Origin of the sequence: Franconibacter sp. IITDAS19, assembly GCF_023079515.1 — a bacterium.
Lineage (GTDB): Bacteria > Pseudomonadota > Gammaproteobacteria > Enterobacterales > Enterobacteriaceae > Franconibacter > Franconibacter pulveris.
The window spans coordinates 143,864-163,046 of sequence record NZ_JALJCP010000003.1 but is presented as its reverse complement, the minus strand read 5'-3'; the positions used below and the strand labels follow the sequence as shown (position 1 = coordinate 163,046).

Here is a 19,183-nt window from a genome sequence, read left to right as displayed (position 1 = left end):
ACGAAGCGCCGTTTTGTCACGATACCCGCATTTACCCACCTTTTTCGCGTTACGGCAAGGACCGCCGCCGTAGCGCGAAAGGCGCCGGATGAACTTACAACGTGACGCCGCTTTTAAAAATCGCCAGTTCGCGGAAGTCGTTACGCTCGTTGCAGGTTTGCTTGCCGCTGGCGATATCGACAATCACATCGACAAACTTTTCCAGCAGCTGCGGCATGGCGGTGCCGTGCAGCAGTTGACCGGCGTCGAAGTCGATCCAGTGCGGTTTCTTCGCCGCCAACTCGCTGTTGGTGGCGATTTTCACCGTCGGCACAAAGCCGCCGTACGGCGTGCCGCGGCCGGTACTGAACAGCACCATATGACAGCCCGCGCCCGCTAATGCGCTGGTGGCGACGGCGTCGTTGCCCGGCGCGCTCAGCAAATTCAGCCCCGGCGTTTTCAGCCGCTCGCCATAGCGCAGCACGTCCACCACCTGGCTCTGCCCCGCTTTCTGGGTGCAGCCCAGCGATTTCTCTTCGAGCGTGGTAATACCGCCCGCTTTGTTTCCCGGCGACGGGTTTTCGTAAATCGGCTGGTTATGGGCGATGAAGTACTGTTTGAAGTCGTTCACCATGGTGACCGTTTTTTCAAACGTCGATTCATCGCGGCAGTGGCTCATCAGGATCTGCTCGGCGCCGAACATTTCCGGCACTTCGGTCAGCACCGTGGTGCCGCCGTTGGCGATGACATAATCGGAGAAGCGGCCGAGCATCGGGTTTGCGGTAATGCCCGAAAGCCCGTCGGAACCGCCGCACTCCAGCCCAAACTTCAGCTCGCTGAGCTTGCCCGCTTCGCGCTTATCGTTGCGCATCGCCGCGTAAAGCTCGCGCAGGTGCTCAAGCCCCGCTTCCACTTCGTCTTCCTGGTGTTGGCAGACCATGAAGTGAACGCGCTGCGGGTCGAAGTCGCCCAGCGTTTCGCGGAAGGCGTCCACCTGGTTGTTCTCGCAGCCCAGGCCGATGACCAACACCGCGCCCGCGTTAGGGTGACGCACCATGTTCTGCAACATGGTGCGGGTGTTGATGTGGTCGTCACCCAGCTGGGAACAGCCGTAGGTATGGCTGAAGAGGAATACGCCATCAATGCCTTGTGCGTCGTTGCTCTCTTTGAGAAAACGATTCTGGATCTGACGGGCGATGCCGTTAACGCAGCCCACCGTCGGCAGGATCCAGAGTTCGTTGCGGATCCCCACTTCGCCATTGGCGCGGCGGTAGATCTGCACGTCGCGATCGCCCGCCTGCGCCTGTAGCGCGTGAATATCAGGTTGATAGCTGTACTCGTCCAGATCGCTCAGGTTCGTGCGGGCATTGTGGGAGTGAATGTGCTCGCCTGGCTGGATAGCCGCCAGCGCATGACCGATCGGCAAACCATATTTAACGACGTTTTCTCCCTGAGCGATGGCGCGCAGCGCAAACTTATGGCCGCGCGTCACCGGTTGACGCAGCGTGACGTTCAGGTCGTCGATCGTCACGCTGGTCCCTTCCGCCAGATCCGCAAGCGCTACTGCGACATTGTCCTGCGAATGGATCTTGATGTATTGCATATCAACCTCAAAGGCCTGATGTAATCAGTGGTTAGTTCAGTTCAATGGCGAAGTAGTCGCGCGCATTGTTGAAGCAGATGTTTTTCACCATCTCGCCCAGCAGCTCGATATCTCCCGGCGCTTCGCCCGCTTCCACCCAACGGCCAATCATCTGGCAAAGGATGCGGCGGAAATATTCGTGGCGGGTATAAGAGAGGAAGCTGCGGCTGTCGGTCAGCATGCCCACAAAGCGGCTTAGCAGGCCGAGCTGCGCAAGCTGGGTCATCTGACGCTCCATACCGTCTTTCTGGTCGTTGAACCACCAGCCGGAGCCGAACTGCATCTTGCCCGGCATGCCTTCGCCCTGGAAGTTGCCAATCATGGTGCCCAGCACTTCGTTATCGCGCGGGTTCAGGCAGTACAGGATGGTTTTCGGCAGCAGGTTTTCTTCGTTCTGCTTGCTGAGCAGTTTAGAGAGCTCTTCCGCCAGCGGGCGGTCGTTGATGGAGTCGAAGCCCACATCCGGCCCCAGCAGCTTGAACTGGCGCAGGTTGTTATTGCGCAGCGCGCCGATATGGTACTGCTGCACCCAGCCGCGACGGGCGTATTCCGCGCCCAGCCACACCAGCACGGCGGTTTTAAACTGCGCCACTTCGCGCTCGCTTAAGGCTTCGCCCGCCAGACGGCGCGCCAGGATGCTGTCGAGTTCGCTCTCGCTCGCTTCGGCGAAGAGCACGACGTCCAGCGCATGGTCGGACACTTTACAGCCGTGCGCGGCGAAGTGATCCAGACGCTTAGTCAGCGCGGTTTGCAGGTCGCTGAAGCGGCGAATATCGGTATCGGAGACTTCAGCAAGCTTCGCCATGTAATCGTTAAAGGTCGCTAGCTCAATGTTGAAGGCTTTATCCGGGCGCCAGCTCGGCAGCACCTTGATGCTGAAGCTGCTGTCTTTGGCGACGGCGGCGTGGTGGCTTAAATCATCCACCGGGTCGTCGGTGGTGCCGACCATTTTCACATTCATCTGCTGCATGATTCCGCGCGCGGAGAAGCTATCCTGCGCCAGCAGCTCGTTGCACTGCGTCCAGATTTCATCCGCCGTTTTCGGCGACAGCAGCTTGCCGGTAATGCCAAACGGGCGACGCAGCTCCAGATGAGTCCAGTGATAAAGCGGGTTGCCGATGGTGTGCGGCACGGTGGCGGCCCAGGCGTCAAACTTCTCGCGATCGCTGGCGTCGCCGGTACACAGGCGCTCCGGCACGCCGTTTGTGCGCATGGCGCGCCATTTATAGTGGTCGCCTTTCAACCAGATGTCATACAGGTTTTTAAAACGGTAGTTTTCGGCGATTTGCTGCGGCGGCAGGTGGCAGTGATAGTCGAAAATCGGCTGATCTTTCGCGTAATCATGGTACAGACGGCGAGCAAATTCGGTATCTAACAGAAAATCTTCAGTCATAAACGGGGTCATTTTATGCTTCCTCTGAGCGAGTGATTCAGATGCGTTAGCATGATGCTGACAAAGTTATCACACCAATTTCTATAGACGGAGGATAATTTCGTGAGTTAGATCAATTATCCCTCACAAATAATCTACCTTTTTAGGAGTAAAACCCGCTCCAGACCGCGCCAGCTCTGGCTTGCCGCCCGCCTTTACGTACCCTTACAAAGAAAAATGCTTTTGTGATGTCACTCAACTTTTAAAGCTGTATGACAAGTTATCTTTGCTGCCGTCGCGATACATAAACCCACGGAATGTTTTACCGGTGAAGATGCACCGGATTTAACGGTACGGATACCGCACTTACTCATAAATGCTTTGGCAGGGTCGGCCGTACCGGGAAATCTCTCCCGCCCACGTCCACTCCGAAAACATGCAATGCCACAGGTCAGGCGATCGACCGTGTCACGCACGGTAAACGACACAACGATGAGGTTCGAAATGCGTAAAATTAAAGGGTTACGATGGTACATGATTGCGCTGGTGACGCTGGGCACCGTGCTGGGCTACCTGACCCGTAATACCGTGGCGGCGGCTGCGCCCACATTGATGGAAGAGCTGCATATTTCCACACAGCAATACTCTTATATTATCGCTGCGTATTCCGCGGCCTACACCGTGATGCAGCCGGTTGCGGGTTATATCCTTGATATTCTCGGCACGAAAATCGGTTACGCCTTCTTCGCCGTCACCTGGGCTATCTTCTGCGGCGCCACGGCGCTGGCGGGAAGCTGGGGCGGTCTGGCGCTGGCGCGCGGCGCGGTAGGCGCTGCGGAAGCGGCGATGATCCCGGCGGGCCTGAAAGCCAGTTCCGAATGGTTCCCGGCGAAAGAGCGTTCAATCGCCGTAGGCTACTTTAACGTGGGCTCTTCTATCGGCGCGATGATTGCTCCGCCGCTGGTTGTGTGGGCCATCGTGATGCACAGCTGGGAAATGGCGTTTATTATCTCCGGCGTACTGAGCTTTGCCTGGGCGATGGCGTGGCTGGTTTTCTACAAGCACCCGCGCGACCAGAAAAAGCTGACCCAGGAAGAACGTGAATACATCATTGGCGGTCAGGAAGCGCAGCACCAGACCAATAACGCGAAAAAGATGACGCCGTGGCAGATCCTTGGCACCCGTCAGTTCTGGGGTATCGCGCTGCCGCGTTTCCTGGCGGAGCCGGCCTGGGGTACGTTCAACGCCTGGATCCCGCTGTTCATGTTTAAAGTCTACGGCTTTAACCTGAAAGAGATTGCAATGTTCGCCTGGATGCCGATGCTGTTCGCCGACCTCGGCTGCATCGTGGGCGGCTACCTGCCGCCGCTGTTCCAGCGCTGGTTCGGCGTGAACCTGATTGTCTCGCGCAAAATGGTGGTGACCATGGGCGCGCTGCTGATGATTGGCCCTGGCATGATCGGCCTGTTCACCAGCCCCTATGTGGCCATCGGCCTGCTGTGCATCGGCGGCTTTGCCCACCAGTCGCTCTCTGGCGCGCTGATTACCCTCTCTTCCGACGTGTTTGGCCGTAACGAAGTGGCGACTGCCAACGGCCTGACCGGTATGGCGGCCTGGACTGCGAGCACCCTGTTCGCGCTGGTCGTGGGCGCGCTGGCCGATACCATTGGCTTTAGCCCGCTGTTCGCCGTACTGGCCGTGTTTGACCTGATGGGCGCGCTGGTTATCTGGACGGTACTGAAAAACAAACCTGCCGCTGAGCTGCAGCAAGAGCAGCGAACTGGCGGTCCCGTCACACAACCTTAATAAATCGTCGCGAAAGCCGCCTGCGGGCGGCTTTTTCATTCTGGCGTTGTGGAGCGCAGAGGCCAAAAGTGGTATAACAAATCTAAGCAGTCTTGCTGTTCACTGGAGTGGTCTATGGAGCTCACCGAATCTCGTCGCCTTTATCAACAGCTTGCCGCTGAACTTAAGCAGCGCATTGAAGATGGTGTTTATCAGGTTGGGGAAAAATTACCCGCCGAACGTTTTATCGCTGATGAAAAAAATGTCAGCCGCACCGTGGTGCGTGAAGCCATCATTATGCTGGAAGTGGAAGGATACGTGGAGGTGCGCAAAGGCTCCGGCATTCACGTCATCTCAAACCAGGCGAAGTATCACAACGCCGTCGATGAGCAACAGCTGGAGTTCGCTAATTACGGTCCGTTCGAACTGCTTCAGGCGCGTCAGCTTATCGAGAGCAATATCGCTGAGTTTGCCGCCACGCAGGTAACCAAGCAGGACATTATCAAGCTGATGGAAATCCAGGAGATGGCGCGCAAAGAGCAGTGCTTTCGCGACTCTGAATGGGATTTGCAATTCCATGTTCAGGTTGCGCTCGCCACGCAAAACTCCGCGCTTGCCGCCATCGTTGAAAAAATGTGGACTCAGCGCGTTCATAACCCGTACTGGAAAAAACTGCACGAACACATTGACGCCCGCACCGTAGATAACTGGTGCGACGATCACGATAAAATTCTTAAGGCCTTGATTCGTAAAGACCCGCATGGCGCCAAAGTGGCTATGTGGCAGCATCTGGAAAACACCAAACAGATGTTGTTCAACGAAACCAGCGATGACTTTGAATTCAATGCCGACCGCTATCTTTTTGCCGAAAATCCGGTTGTCCATCTTGATACTGCCGCTAACGGCGTAAAATAGCCGCTCTCAGGGCGAGGGTAAGCAAAACGTATATAGTGTCAGCGTTTGTAAATACCCTCGCCACCCTTCTCTTCGGTAAGCAAAATCAATCTTTAACAAAGCACAATTTCTGTGACGTAAAACCTTGGGCTTTGTTACAATTAGACGCAAATTGTGGCTGAGCGGGTAAGTACCCACTCACCGTGCCAGGTTCACAAGGAAATGTGAAGGCATCAGAATCAGTACAGCCGTGTCGACGCCATTACAAAATAACTTCTGTCGCCGCGCTGTTCTCTTCAACTGTAACCATTGGCTTTAACCGCTGTTGCCAGGAACACTGAATGGAACTTTTGACCCAATTACTCAACGCCTTGTGGAGCCAGGATTATGAGACCCTCGCCAATCCATCCATGATTGGCATGCTCTATTTCGTGCTGTTTATGATCCTGTTTCTTGAAAACGGCCTGCTGCCCGCCGCGTTTTTACCGGGCGACAGTCTGCTGGTGTTGGTGGGCGTGCTTATCGCCAAGGGGGCCATGGGCTATCCGCAAACCGTGCTGCTGTTAACCGCGGCGGCGAGCCTCGGCTGCTGGCTTAGCTACATTCAGGGACGATGGCTCGGCAACACGCGGCTGGTGCAGAACTGGCTTTCGCATCTGCCCGCTCACTATCATCAGCGCGCCCATCACCTGTTTCACAAACACGGTTTGTCCGCGTTGCTGATTGCCCGCTTTATCGCTTTTGTCCGCACGCTGCTGCCGACCATCGCTGGCCTTTCTGGGCTGAACAGCGCGCGCTTTCAGTTCTTCAACTGGATAAGCGGTCTGCTGTGGGTGCTTATCCTTACTACCCTTGGTTACCTGCTTGGCAAGACGCCGGTCTTTTTGAAGTATGAGGATGCGCTGATGTCCTGCCTGATGCTGCTGCCGGTGGTGCTGCTGGTGTTCGGCCTGATTGGCTCGCTGGTGGTTTTGTGGAAGAAAAAATATGGAAACCGAGGCTAAGGAATGGCGCTGAAAAGGATTTTTCTACGATCTCTCTCTGTCACGCTGATTGCCGCCGCGGTGGCCCTGAGCGCGCTTCTGTTTCTGGCCATGCAGAAGCAGGAGTCGACGCTTGAGATCCGCGCTGCGTCGCAAGGCGCCGTTATTCCCGATGGCTTTTCCGTCTGGCATCATCTGGACGCCAACGGCATCCGCTTCAAAAGCATTACCCCGCAAAAAGATACGCTGCTAATTAAGTTTGACTCCAGCGACCAGAGCGCCGCCGCCCGCGAGGTGCTTTACCGCACCCTGCCGCGCGGTTTTATCATTGCGCAACAGGATGAAGACGCGCCGGGCCCGGGTTGGCTTAACCGCCTGCGTCACGATTTTCGCCAGCTTGGCTAGCCCTTCGCTATTAATCTGAATCTTTTCACTGACTTTGGGGTTTGCGCTATTACTTACTATGCTTAAGTCAGCGCATCCCTTTGGTTTCCCTGCGCAGAATACGCAACTGGATAATCACAGGCCTTTACCGGCGCTGTGACACAAAGGAAAGTTTTCACTATGCATTACCGCACCGTACTGACATTAGCCCTTTTTTCAGTCGCCACGGCAAGCCACGCCGTCTCCCTGTGCCAGGAAAAGGAACAGGAAATACAGCGTGAAATCCACTATGCGGAGAAGCACCACAACCAGAGCCGCATCGATGGACTGAACAAAGCGCTAAGCGAGGTTCGCGCGAATTGCCGTGACAGCAATCTTCGCGCCGATCATCGTAAAGCGGTGGCCGAGAAAGAAGCGGAAGTGTCGGAACGTAAAGCGGAGCTTAGCGAGGCGAAGCAAAAAGGCGATGCCGAAAAGATCGCCCGGCGCCAGCAGAAGCTTCACGAGGCTGAGCAGGAGCTTAAAGCGTTAAAAGCTCGTGACTACTGAGTTTATGGATACCCCTCACTCACTGGAGAGAATTATGTCAAAAGATACAACCACAGATCATCTGCGCGCTGAGTTGAAATCCCTGGCTGACACGCTGGAAGAGGTGCTCTCTTCCTCAGGCGATAAATCGAAAGAAGAGATGAGCAAGCTGCGCAGCAAAGCAGAGCGCGCACTGAAAGATACCCGCTCTCAACTGAGCGATACCGGCGATATTATCGCGAAACAGACCCGTGAAGCGGCGGCCCGGGCTGAAGATTATGTTCGTGCGAACCCGTGGACTGGCGTCGGTATTGGCGCCGCTGTGGGCGTCGTGCTGGGCATGCTACTGACGCGTCGTTGATTATGGCTGAGACTCGTCACGTACCGCCTCAGGGCCCAGGAAAAAGCGTTCTTGGCATTGGACAGCGTATGGTCACCATCATCGTAGAGATGGTGGAAACCCGCTTACGTCTCGCCGTGGTGGAGCTGGAAGAAGAGAAAGCAAACGTCATCCAGCTTCTCCTGATGTTAGGGCTGACCATGCTGTTCGCCGCTTTTGGCCTGATGAGCCTGATGGTATTGATTATCTGGGCAGTCGATGCGCAGTATCGACTTAACGCGATTATCGCAACCACCGCCGTGTTGTTCATTCTCGCGATAATATGCGGCGTATGGGCGCTGAAGAAATCACGCCAGTCGACGCTTTTGCGGCATACCCGCGGCGAGCTGGCGAACGACCGCGCGCTGCTTGAGGATAAACCCCATGAGTAAAAAGGAACGTGAAAGACGTAAAGCGTTCCTGTTAAGCCAGATCCAGCAACAGCGGCTGGATCTCTCCGCCAGCCGCCGCGAGTGGCTGGAGTCGACCGGCGCTTACGACCGCGGCTGGAATACGATTCTCAGCCTGCGATCGTGGCTGCTGGTGGGCAGCAGCTTTATGGCTATCTGGAGCGTCCGCAACCCGAACTTTCTGCTGCGCTGGGGCAAACGCGCCTTTGCCGGCTGGAGCGCATGGCGGTTGCTTAAAAACACCATGCACAAGCAAATCCACTAACGCTTCCTCTCCTGCGGGAGAGGAAAGCGCCCCTCTTACCTTGTTCATCTAATTTGAAAAAGATTAACAGTTTTCCTTGCTAACAATCTTTTTCTCCGCCGCTTATGATTCTCTCCATCAGGATTACTTCGGTAATCAAAACAAAAAATCTTATCTAATCAATAGATTGTTTTAAGCACCTGTAATAAGGCGCACTGGAGAGAGAAATGAAAAAATTCGAAGATGTTGGTATTCTGGTAGCACGTATTCTGATGCCGATTCTGTTCATCGTGGCGGGCTGGGGCAAAATCACCGGTTATGCGGGCACACAGCAGTATATGGAAGCGATGGGCGTACCGGGCTTCTTCCTGCCGTTGACTATCCTGCTTGAGTTCGGCGGCGGCCTGGCGATTATTTTCGGTTTCCTGACGCGCACTACCGCCATCATCACCGCCCTGTTCACGCTGATGACGGCCTTTATCTTCCACATCGACTTCTCGCAGGCGCCGAACTCGATTATGTTCATGAAAAACTTGACCATTGCTGGCGGTTTCCTGCTGCTGGCCATCACCGGGCCAGGCGCGTTCAGCCTTGACCGCGTGCTGAATAAAAAGTGGTAAGGCTTCTATACTGAAATCATCAAAAGCGAGGAGTTTACTCCTCGCTTTTCACTTTTACGCTGAAGCGATGCGACAGGCAAAGCGAAGGAAAACGGGAGGAAAAGAGATGGGACAACTTATCGACGGCGTCTGGCACGACACGTGGTATGACACCAAATCCACCGGCGGGCGTTTTAAACGCTCTGAATCCGCCTGGCGCAACTGGCTTACCGCCGACGGCGAGCCGGGGCCGACCGGTAAAGGCGGTTTTGCCGCCGAGAAAGATCGCTATCACCTGTATGTCTCCCTCGCCTGCCCCTGGGCGCATCGCACGCTGATTATGCGCAAGCTCAAAGGACTTGAGCCGTTTATCGACGTTTCGGTCGTGCACCCGCTGATGCTGCAGGATGGCTGGACCTTTGATGACAGTTTCCCTGATGCCACCGGCGACCGCCTCTATCAGAACGAATTTCTTTATCAGCTCTATCTGCACGCCGACGAGCATTACACCGGGCGCGTAACGGTGCCGGTGCTGTGGGATAAAAAAACGCAGACTATCGTCAGCAACGAATCGGCGGACATTATCCGCATGTTCAACGGCGCTTTCGACGCGCTGGGCGCACGCGCCGGGGACTACTACCCGCAGGCTCTGCGCGGGCAGATTGACGAGCTGAACGGCTGGATCTACGACACGGTCAATAACGGTGTCTATAAAGCGGGCTTCGCCACCAGCCAGGAGGCCTATGACGAGGCGGTGAATGGCGTTTTCGCTTCACTTTCCCGCCTTGAGCAAATTCTCGGTCAGCACCGCTTCCTGACCGGCAACCAGCTCACCGAGGCGGATATTCGCCTGTGGACGACGCTTGTGCGCTTCGACCCGGTCTATGTCACGCATTTCAAATGCGATAAGCACCGCATCAGCGACTACCTGAACCTGCATGGCTTCTTGCGCGATATTTATCAGATGCCGGGCGTGGCGGAGACGGTTAATTTCGACCATATTCGCAATCACTATTTCCGTAGCCACAAAACCATTAACCCGACGGGCATTATCTCCATCGGGCCGTGGCAGGATCTCGACGAACCGCACGGTCGCGACGAACGATTCCGCTAAACTTTCCGGCGCGCCGTCACGGGCGCCGCTTTCCTTCCCCGCGTCTCATTTACCCGCCGCTGATTCCCGTCTACGCTTTCACTATCGCTTATAAAACAAGCGATTGATGTTCAGACGAGGCGAAAGCATATGATGGACTGGTATTTTAAAGTTTTAAGAAACTACATTGGCTTCAGTGGCCGGGCGCGCCGCAAAGAGTACTGGATGTTTATTCTGGTCAACATCATCCTGACCGGCGTGCTCAGCATGGTTGATAAAATGCTGGGGCTGCGCGTGGCGGGGGATGAAGGCATACTGACTGCAATTTATGGTCTGCTGGTGTTCCTCCCCTGGTGGGCGGTGCAGTTCCGGCGGCTGCATGACACCGATCGTTCCGCCTGGTGGCTGCTGCTGCTTATTATTCCGATTGTAGGCTGGCTTATCATTCTGGCGTTTAACTGCCAGGACAGCACCCCGGGCGAAAACCGCTTCGGACCGAACCCTAAACACATCACCTGATCTCCCGACGCCGCTTTTCTGCGGCGTTTCCCCTTCTCTCTTGTTATTCCCCACTCGCTGAAAGCCGATTAATTTGCTAAAACGGTTTAACAAAAGTTTAGCGACAACCTTTAAGGAGCAAATTGATGACGGCGAAAGTATGGGTGCTCGGCGATGCAGTAGTGGATTTACTGCCGGATGGCGAGGGGCGGCTTTTACAATGCCCGGGCGGCGCGCCGGCGAATGTGGCGGTCGGCGTGGCGCGGCTTAACGGCCGTAGCGGATTTATCGGCAGGGTTGGCGACGATCCTTTTGGCCGTTTTATGCAGCGCACGCTTAACCATGAAAACGTGGATATCAGGTTTATGCGTACTGATGCCTCTCATCGCACCTCTACCGTGGTAGTGGCGCTGGATGATGAAGGCGAACGCTCTTTTACTTTTATGGTGCGACCAAGCGCTGACCTGTTTCTGGAAACAAGCGATTTGCCGCCTTTTCAGACGGGAGAATGGCTTCACTGTTGCTCTATTGCTTTGAGCGCCGAACCTTCTCGCACCGCGGCCTTTACGGCGATGGAGCGCATGCGCGCGGCGGGCGGTTTTGTCTCTTTCGACCCGAACATCCGCGAAGACCTCTGGCACGACCCGGCTTTGTTACGCCAGTGCCTGTCGCAGGCGCTGAAGCAGGCGCATGTGGTTAAGCTTTCAGAAGAAGAGCTGTGGCTTATCGCCGGGTCGACAGAGATAAAAACCAGCTTGGCGCGCCTTGCTGAGACTTACGCTATTGAACTTCTGCTGGTGACGCAGGGCAAAGCCGGGGTGCTGGCCTGGCACCGCAACGACATTCGCCATTACCCAACGCTGCCGGTAGTAAGCGTCGATACAACGGGCGCAGGCGATGCGTTTGTCGCCGGGCTGTTATCCGGCCTGGCGGAGCGCGGCCTGCCGCAAAACGAAGCGGAGCTCGCCGCCTGTCTCGCCAGCGCGCAAATCTGCGGCGCGCTCGCCACTACCGCCAGAGGGGCTATGACCGCCCTGCCTTATTTTCATCAGCTTCAGCAACAGCTTGCCTGATCCCGGGCCGCGTTCGCGGCTCGTTTTGCGACCCGTCTCACATTCACTAAATCGGTTTAGCACTTTTCATTGCCCTGCAAAATTAACCGTGATTATGATTTAAACCTAAACCGGTTTAGCAAACTACATAATGACGATACCTCTTTATCACGGATGCAAAACGATGAAAAAAACCACGCTTGCTGTCACCCTTGGCCTGTTGCTCGGTTCCGGCCCGGCCTGGGGCGATGCCAGCATGAGCAGCATTGAAGCGCGTCTCGCCGCGCTGGAGCAGCGTCTCCAGGCGGCGGAACAGCGCGCCAACGCCGCCGAAACCCGCGCCGAAGCGGCAGAGAAACAGGCTCGCGAACTGGCCGCCGCGCAGCAGCAGACCCGTACCGCCGCCGCGCAGGTCGAGCAACGCACCGCAAAGCTTGAGCAAAAAGCGAGCGACGAAGGCGGTTTTGAATTCCACGGCTACGCCCGCTCCGGTCTGTTGATGAACGACTCCGCCACTAAAACCCAGGGCGGCCCGACCGTCACCCCTGCCGGGGAGACCGGCGGCCACGTAGGCCGTCTGGGCAACGAGCCGGATACCTACGTCGAGATGAACCTTGAGCATAAGCAAACGCTCGCAAACGGCGCCACTACGCGCTTTAAGGTCATGCTTGCCGACGGACAGCGCACTTACAACGACTGGACCGCCGAAAGCAGCGATCTCAACGTCCGCCAGGCCTTTACGGAACTCGGCCATCTGCCCACCTTTACCGGCGCGTTCAAGGACACCACCGTCTGGGCGGGCAAACGCTTTGACCGTGATAACTACGATATTCACTGGCTCGACTCTGACGTGGTGTTCCTGGCCGGTACCGGCGCCGGGATTTATGACATGACGTGGAGCGACGAGGCGCGCAGCAACTTCTCGCTCTATGGCCGCACCTTCGGCGATACCGAAAACAGCGAAAACACCGCCCAGAACTACATCCTGACGCTGAATAACTACTTCGGCCCGGTGCAGCTGATGGTAAGCGGCATGCGCGCCAAAGATAATGAAGACCGCCTCGACCTGGAAGGCAACGAAGTGAAGGGCGATGCGGCGGAGCATGGCGTTCATGCGCTGCTCGGCCTGCATAACGAAAGCTTCTACGGCCTGCGTGAAGGCTCCTCGAAAACCGCGCTGCTGTATGGCCACGGGCTGGGCGCCGAGGTGAAAACCATCGGCGCCGACGGCGCGCTGCTGCCGGAAGCGGACACCTGGCGGCTGGCAAGCTACGGCATCACGCCGCTCGGCGGCGGCTGGCACATCGCACCGGCGGTGCTGGCGCAGAGCAGCAAGGATCGCTACGTGAAGGGCGACAGCTACGAGTGGGCGACCGTCAACGCGCGCCTGATTCAGGAAATAACCCAGAACTTCGAGATGCAGTACGAAGGCACCTACCAGTACATGGACCTGCGGCCGGAAGGTTACAACAGCCGCAACGCCGTCAGCGGTAACTTCTATAAACTCACCGTCGCGCCGACGCTTAAAGCCAGCGACGTGGGCGAATTCCTCAAACGCCCCGAACTGCGTCTTTTCGCCACCTGGATGGACTGGGATCACCGTCTGGATAACTATGCCAGCGGCGACGCTTTCGGCAGCAGCGGTTTCGCTGCCGGCGGCGAGTGGAACTTCGGCGTACAGATGGAAACCTGGTTCTGACAGCACGGCCCCTTCCGGGGCCGCTTCTCCCGGGCTGAGACTACCAAAACGATAAGACAGAGGTTGTTATGGATTTTGAACAGATTGCCCGCGCGCTGCTGCCTCTGCTGGGCGGCAAGGAAAATATCGCCAGCGCAGCCCACTGCGCCACGCGCCTTCGTCTGGTGCTGGCGGACGACGCGAAAGCCGATACCGCCGCCATCGGCAAGGTGGACGGAGTGAAAGGCTGCTTTCGCAATGCCGGTCAGTTGCAGGTGATTTTCGGCACCGGCGTGGTGAATAAAGTTTACGCCGCGTTTATTCAGGTCGCAGGCATTAACGAATCGAGCAAAACGGAAGCCGCGAACGCCGCCGCGCGCAAGCTCAACCCGTTCCAGCGCGCGGCGCGCCTGCTTTCGAATATTTTCGTACCGATAATCCCGGCGATTGTCGCCTCCGGCCTGCTGATGGGCCTGCTCGGCATGGTGAAAACCTACGGCTGGGTCAACCCGGATAACGCGCTCTACATCATGCTCGATATGTGCAGCTCAGCGGCGTTTATCATTCTGCCGATACTTATCGGCTTTACCGCGGCGCGTGAATTTGGCGGCAACCCTTACCTTGGCGCGACGCTCGGCGGCATCCTCACCCACCCGGCGCTGACTAACGCCTGGGGGGTGGCGGCAGGCTTCCACACCATGAACTTCTTCGGCATTGAGGTGGCGATGATAGGCTACCAGGGCACGGTTTTCCCGGTGCTGCTGGCGGTATGGTTTATGAGTCTGGTGGAAAAGCAGCTGCGCCGCGTTATTCCGGATGCGCTCGATCTTATCTTAACGCCCTTCTTTACCGTGATTATCTCCGGCTTTATCGCGCTGCTGGTGATTGGCCCGGCGGGCCGGGCCCTGGGCGACGGCATCTCTTTCGTGCTAAGCACGCTCATCGCCCACGCAGGCTGGCTGGCGGGTCTGCTCTTCGGCGGGCTCTATTCCGTTATCGTGATTACCGGCGTGCACCACAGTTTTCACGCTATCGAAGCGGGGCTGCTCGGCAACCCTTCTATCGGCGTGAATTTCCTGTTGCCCATCTGGGCGATGGCGAACGTGGCGCAGGGCGGTGCTTGCCTGGCGGTGTGGTTTAAAACGAAAGATCCTAAAATCAAGGCCATTACCCTGCCTTCCGGCTTCTCGGCGCTGCTCGGCATTACCGAAGCGGCCATTTTCGGCATCAACCTGCGCTTTATGAAGCCTTTCATCGCCGGGCTTATCGGCGGCGCGGCAGGCGGCGCGTGGGTCGTCTCCGTTCACGTCTACATGACCGCCGTAGGCCTGACCGGCATTCCCGGCATGGCCATTGTGCAGGCCAGCTCGCTGCTGAATTACGCCATCGGCATGGTTATCGCTTTTTGCGTCGCCTTTGTCGTCTCTTACCTGCTGAAATACAAAACGGATTCTGAATAATGGCTTCGACAACGCGGCTGCCTGCGATTTTGCAGGCAGTGATGAAAGGTCAGCCGCAGGCGCTGCGTGACGACCACTACCCGGCCTGGCATCTCGCCCCGGTCACCGGGCTGTTAAACGACCCGAACGGATTTATCCACTTCCAGGGGCGCTACCACCTGTTTTACCAGTGGAACCCGCTTGGCTGTGAGCATAAGTATAAATGCTGGGGTCACTGGAGCTCGGCGGATTTAGTGCAGTGGCGGCACGAGCCCATCGCCCTGATGCCCGATGAAGAGTATGACCGCAACGGCTGCTACTCCGGCAGCGCGGTGGATAACCAGGGCAAGCTTACGCTGTGCTATACAGGCAACGTAAAGTTCGATGACGGCGGACGCACCGCCTGGCAGTGTCTCGCGGTGCAAAACGCCGAAGGGGGCTTCGATAAACGGGGGCCGGTGGTGCCGCTGCCGGGCGGTTATACCGGCCACGTCCGCGACCCGAAAGTGTGGCGGCATGAACATCACTGGTACATGGTGCTGGGCGCGCAGGACCTCGAACTGCAGGGCAAAGTGCTGTTGCTGCGCTCGGAAAACTTGTGGAACTGGCAGAGCCTGGGCGAAATCGCTGGCAGCGGCCTGAACGGCATTGGTGATGCAGGTTACATGTGGGAGTGTCCGGATCTTTTCGCCCTCGGCGGAAAAACGTTTCTTATCTGCTGCCCGCAGGGCGTTGAGCGTGAGGAAAAGCGCTTTCTGAACGCTCACCCCAGCGCTTATCTGAGCGGCGAGTTTGACTATGCGCGCGCCTCGTTTCAGCACGGCCCGCTAAATGAGATTGACGCCGGGTTCGAGTTTTACGCGCCGCAAACCACGCTGACGGCCGACGGCAGACGGCTGCTGGTGGGCTGGATGGGGGTGCCGGATGGCGAAGAGATGCACCAGCCCACGACCGCGTATGGCTGGATCCACCAGATGACCTGCGTGCGTGAGCTTTCTGAGCAAAACGGCAAGCTGTATCAGCAGCCGGTGCGCGAGCTTCAGGCGCTGCGCAGCGAAGAAAAGCGTTACCAGGGCAACGCCGCTGCGGCGCCGGCGCTTAACGCGCAACGCCTTGAACTGGAGCTGGAAAGCGCGGGCGACGTCACGCTTAACTTCGCCGATACCTTGCTCGTGGAATGGCGGCGCGACGCGTTGCGCCTCGCGCGCAGAAGCCTGCAAACCGGCGAATGGCTTTACCGCTACTGGCAGGGCGACGCGCATAAACTGCAAATATTGTGCGATAGCTCCAGCGTCGAGATCTTTATCAACGAAGGCGAAGGGGTCATGAGCAGCCGCTATTTTCCCACGCAGCCGGCGCAGCTGACTTTCAGCGGCAGCGCAGAACTGCGGGCCCGCTACTGGTCGTTGCGCCCCTGCATGGTAGAATGACGGTCCCTTTTTCCTGACCAGTGCATCGCCGTGAGAAAAACCAAACGCGTTACTATTAGTGATATCGCCGCGCTGGCGGGGGTCTCCAAAGCCACCGCCAGCCTGGTGCTCAACGGACGGGGCAAAGAGCTGCGCGTCGCGCAAGAGACACGTGAGCGCGTGCTTACTATCGCCCAGCAGCAGCACTATCAACCCAGCATCCACGCTCGCCTGCTGCGAGAAAACCGCAGTCATACGCTGGGGCTGGTGGTGCCGGAAATCACCAACTATGGTTTCGCCGTTTTCTCTTACGAACTGGAAAACCTCTGCCGCGAAGCGGGCCTGCAATTGCTTATCTCCTGTACCGATGAGAACCCCGGTCAGGAAACGGTGGTGGTGAACAACCTTGTGGCGCGCCAGGTAGACGGGCTGATTGTCGCCTCCAGCATGCTAAGCGACAGCGATTACGTGAAACTCAGCGAGCAGTTGCCGGTCGTGCTGTTTGACCGCCACATGAGCGATACTCGCCTGCCGCTGGTGATGACCGATTCCGTGACGCCCACCGCCGAACTGGTTGAGCGGGTAGCGCGCGCCCATCCTGACGAGATCTATTTTCTTGGCGGCCAGCCCAGGCTTTCGCCGACGAAAGACCGGCTTGAAGGTTTTAAGCAGGGGCTTGAGCGGGCGGGCGTGGCGCTGCGACCGGAGTGGATTATTCACGGCAATTATCACCCAAGCAGCGGTTACGAGATGTTCGCCGCCCTGTGCGCCAGGCTGGGGCGCCCGCCCAAAGCGCTCTTTACCGCCGCCTGCGGCTTGCTGGAAGGGGTGCTGCGCTACATGAGCCAGCACGGTTTACTGGAAAGCGATATCCATCTCGCCAGCTTTGACGATCACTATCTTTATGATTCGCTTTCGGTGCGCATTGATACGGTACAGCAGGACTGCCGCCAGCTGGCGTACCACTGCTTTGAAATGCTGACCCAACTGGTGGATGAGAATGACCCGACGCCGCTGCAACGCCACCTTCCGGCCACGCTGCAATGGCGTCATCAGGCGTCAGTGTCTTCCTGAAAACAGCTTCGGAATTTCACGCAGGCACCAGGCCTTGGCTTCGCCCATACTGTCGCGCCGCCAGGCCATAATGATATCGATTTCATTGGTGTATTCCGGGCTAACCACGCGCAGTCGGCCTTCCGCGATATCTTTTTCCACCATCGCATAAGGCATCGTCGCCACGCCCAGCCCCGCCAGCAGCGCCTGACGTTTATCTTCAATCGACGTTACCGTCAGGCGCGGCTGCTTATCGAGCAACTGTACCGTCAACACCGGCCTTTCACGCGCGGTGTCCGCCACCGCCACGCCGCGATACTTCACGCGAGTGACTTCCGAGAGCGGCTCCGGCTCCTGATGGATAGGATGATCCGGCGCGGCGACATACACGTTCATCACTTTATAAAGCTTGCGGGAGTTAATTTCCGACGAAGAGCGGAAATGCATGTCCGGCGCAATGACGATATCCGCCCGCCCTTGCTCCAGCCGCTCCCACGCGCCCGCCAGGACCTCGGTAATAATAGAAAGTTGGGTGTTAGCCTTTTCCGCAAGCTTATCCACCAGCGGGAAGAGCGTGGAGGTGGGAACAAGCGCTTCGGCGACTATCGTCAGGTGAGTTTCCCAGCCGCGGGCCAGCGCTTCGGCATCTGTTGTGAGCTTATCCGCCGCTTCTAACAACACGCGACCGCGCTCAAGCAGCATCCGGCCGACATTAGTGAATTTGGTGCGGTGCCCGGAGCGGTCAAACAGCACTACGTCGAGTTCTTCTTCAAGCTTTTGCATGGTATAGCTTAACGCAGACGGCACGCGCCCTAACTCATCCGCCGCAGCGGCAAAGCTGCCGCGCCTGTCGATAGCGTCCATTACCCTTAATGCTTCCAGCGTCAACGCCCTTTCTTTAGCCATCGGGTTCTCATTCAGGAAATTTGAACATAGGCAGCAGATTAACTGGCTAACATTGCACCGTCCAGACCTTTACCATAAAAGCAAGTAAAGAGAGGTCAAGAACATGATTACGACGAGAACAGCCAAACAGTGCGGGCAAGCTGACTATGGATGGCTGCAGGCTCGCTATACCTTTTCCTTTGGACACTACTTCGACCCGAAACTGCTGGGCTACGCGTCCCTGCGCGTGCTTAATCAGGAGGTGCTGGCGCCCGGCGCCGCCTTCCAGCCACGCACCTACCCGAAAGTGGATATTCTGAACCTCATTCTGGAAGGTGAAGCGGAATACCGCGACAGCGAAGGCAACCATGTGCAGGCGAAAGCCGGCGATGCGCTGCTGCTCTCCACGCAGCCTGGCATCAGCTACAGCGAACATAACCTGAGCAAGGATAAATCGCTCACCCGTATGCAGCTTTGGCTCGATGCCTGCCCCGAGCGGGAAAACCCGGCGGTGCAGAAAATAACGCTGGCGGAGGCGGCGCGCCAGCTTATCGCTTCGCCAGACGGCGCAGAGCAGAGTTTGCAGTTGCGCCAGCAGGTCTGGCTGCATCACATTGAGCTGGATAAAGGCGAACGGCTCGATTTTACGCTGCACGGGCCGCGCGCCTATTTGCAGTCTATCCACGGCCAGTTTCATGCCGTGACGCCTGCGGAAGAGAAAGAAGCGCTCGCCTGCGGCGACGGCGCGTTTATTCGCGACGAAGCCAATTTGACCATTGTTGCCGATACGCCGCTGCGCGCATTGTTGATTGATTTACCGGTGTAACCCGCCGTTCAAACGTATTGAATAGATTATGAAAACCATGAAAAGCTCAGA

Annotated in this window: 20 protein-coding genes; 17 read left to right on the top strand and 3 right to left on the bottom strand. The window is 57.2% G+C overall.

What is annotated here, in order from left to right; translation table 11 throughout:
- Positions 1-94 precede the first annotated feature (94 nt).
- Both MT962_RS10485 and uxaC read right to left on the bottom strand, forming a co-directional pair.
- Entirely contained in the window at positions 95-1,582 is a 1,488-nt protein-coding gene (locus MT962_RS10485) for an altronate dehydratase family protein (protein WP_247365545.1), read from the bottom strand.
- A 31-nt stretch (positions 1,583-1,613) separates the two neighbouring features.
- Complete coding sequence (uxaC, locus tag MT962_RS10480) at positions 1,614-3,026, bottom strand: glucuronate isomerase (protein ID WP_024556494.1); 1,413 nt, start codon at positions 3,024-3,026, stop codon at positions 1,614-1,616.
- A 471-nt stretch (positions 3,027-3,497) separates the two neighbouring features.
- Between uxaC and MT962_RS10475 the strand changes: the two genes are divergently transcribed.
- The 16 genes from MT962_RS10475 to MT962_RS10400 all read left to right on the top strand — a co-directional run bounded on the left by MT962_RS10475 (position 3,498) and on the right by MT962_RS10400 (position 17,442).
- The gene (locus MT962_RS10475) at positions 3,498-4,799 is read left to right on the top strand and encodes an MFS transporter (protein ID WP_024556493.1); all 1,302 of its coding nucleotides are present in this window, start codon (positions 3,498-3,500) and stop codon (positions 4,797-4,799) included.
- A gap of 114 nt (positions 4,800-4,913) precedes the next feature.
- Positions 4,914-5,693, top strand: a complete 780-nt coding sequence (gene exuR / locus MT962_RS10470; RefSeq protein WP_024556492.1) for a transcriptional regulator ExuR — start codon at positions 4,914-4,916, stop codon at positions 5,691-5,693.
- A 320-nt stretch (positions 5,694-6,013) separates the two neighbouring features.
- Positions 6,014-6,676: a DedA family general envelope maintenance protein YqjA gene (gene yqjA / locus MT962_RS10465; protein WP_024556491.1), complete on the top strand. Its 663-nt coding sequence runs from the start codon at positions 6,014-6,016 to the stop codon at positions 6,674-6,676.
- 3 nt (positions 6,677-6,679) lie between these two features.
- Positions 6,680-7,060, top strand: coding sequence for an EnvZ/OmpR regulon moderator MzrA (gene mzrA / locus MT962_RS10460; protein ID WP_024556490.1), 381 nt, complete (start codon positions 6,680-6,682; stop codon positions 7,058-7,060).
- 159 nt (positions 7,061-7,219) lie between these two features.
- The gene (locus tag MT962_RS10455; protein ID WP_024556489.1) at positions 7,220-7,588 is read left to right on the top strand and encodes a DUF1090 domain-containing protein; all 369 of its coding nucleotides are present in this window, start codon (positions 7,220-7,222) and stop codon (positions 7,586-7,588) included.
- Positions 7,589-7,622: 34 nt separating this feature from the next.
- On the top strand, positions 7,623-7,928 hold the full coding sequence (locus MT962_RS10450) for a YqjD family protein (protein ID WP_024552653.1): 306 nt from the start codon (positions 7,623-7,625) through the stop codon (positions 7,926-7,928).
- Between the two features lie 2 nt (positions 7,929-7,930).
- Complete coding sequence (locus MT962_RS10445) at positions 7,931-8,338, top strand: phage holin family protein (protein WP_024556488.1); 408 nt, start codon at positions 7,931-7,933, stop codon at positions 8,336-8,338.
- Positions 8,331-8,621, top strand: a complete 291-nt coding sequence (locus tag MT962_RS10440) for a YqjK-like family protein (protein ID WP_024556487.1) — start codon at positions 8,331-8,333, stop codon at positions 8,619-8,621. Before MT962_RS10445 ends, MT962_RS10440 begins: the two co-directional genes overlap by 8 nt.
- Before the next feature lie 206 nt (positions 8,622-8,827).
- Entirely contained in the window at positions 8,828-9,220 is a 393-nt protein-coding gene (locus tag MT962_RS10435) for a DoxX family protein (protein ID WP_024556486.1), read from the top strand.
- Positions 9,221-9,326: 106 nt separating this feature from the next.
- Entirely contained in the window at positions 9,327-10,313 is a 987-nt protein-coding gene (locus tag MT962_RS10430; protein WP_024561685.1) for a glutathione S-transferase family protein, read from the top strand.
- Positions 10,314-10,445: 132 nt separating this feature from the next.
- Positions 10,446-10,811: a DUF805 domain-containing protein gene (locus tag MT962_RS10425; RefSeq protein ID WP_024556484.1), complete on the top strand. Its 366-nt coding sequence runs from the start codon at positions 10,446-10,448 to the stop codon at positions 10,809-10,811.
- Between the two features lie 125 nt (positions 10,812-10,936).
- Positions 10,937-11,863 carry an aminoimidazole riboside kinase gene (locus MT962_RS10420; RefSeq protein WP_247365543.1) on the top strand — a complete coding sequence of 309 codons (927 nt, stop codon included), beginning with the start codon at positions 10,937-10,939 and terminating at the stop codon, positions 11,861-11,863.
- A gap of 163 nt (positions 11,864-12,026) precedes the next feature.
- Positions 12,027-13,541 carry a carbohydrate porin gene (locus MT962_RS10415; RefSeq protein ID WP_247365540.1) on the top strand — a complete coding sequence of 505 codons (1,515 nt, stop codon included), beginning with the start codon at positions 12,027-12,029 and terminating at the stop codon, positions 13,539-13,541.
- Positions 13,542-13,609: 68 nt separating this feature from the next.
- Complete coding sequence (locus MT962_RS10410; RefSeq protein ID WP_024556481.1) at positions 13,610-14,980, top strand: sucrose-specific PTS transporter subunit IIBC; 1,371 nt, start codon at positions 13,610-13,612, stop codon at positions 14,978-14,980.
- Complete coding sequence (locus tag MT962_RS10405; RefSeq protein ID WP_024560979.1) at positions 14,980-16,389, top strand: sucrose-6-phosphate hydrolase; 1,410 nt, start codon at positions 14,980-14,982, stop codon at positions 16,387-16,389. The genes MT962_RS10410 and MT962_RS10405 overlap by 1 nt, the downstream gene beginning before the upstream one ends.
- Before the next feature lie 30 nt (positions 16,390-16,419).
- Positions 16,420-17,442 carry a substrate-binding domain-containing protein gene (locus tag MT962_RS10400; protein ID WP_024560978.1) on the top strand — a complete coding sequence of 341 codons (1,023 nt, stop codon included), beginning with the start codon at positions 16,420-16,422 and terminating at the stop codon, positions 17,440-17,442.
- Here the strand turns inward: MT962_RS10400 and MT962_RS10395 are convergent.
- Positions 17,428-18,327, bottom strand: a complete 900-nt coding sequence (locus tag MT962_RS10395; RefSeq protein WP_024556478.1) for a LysR family transcriptional regulator — start codon at positions 18,325-18,327, stop codon at positions 17,428-17,430. The two genes, MT962_RS10400 and MT962_RS10395, sit on opposite strands and share 15 nt — an antisense overlap.
- Positions 18,328-18,430: 103 nt before the next feature.
- On the opposite strand from MT962_RS10395, the gene MT962_RS10390 reads away from it, so the two are divergent.
- Positions 18,431-19,132 (top strand): pirin family protein, encoded by a 702-nt coding sequence (locus tag MT962_RS10390; protein WP_024556477.1) that lies wholly within the window; start codon positions 18,431-18,433, stop codon positions 19,130-19,132.
- Positions 19,133-19,183 lie beyond the last annotated feature (51 nt).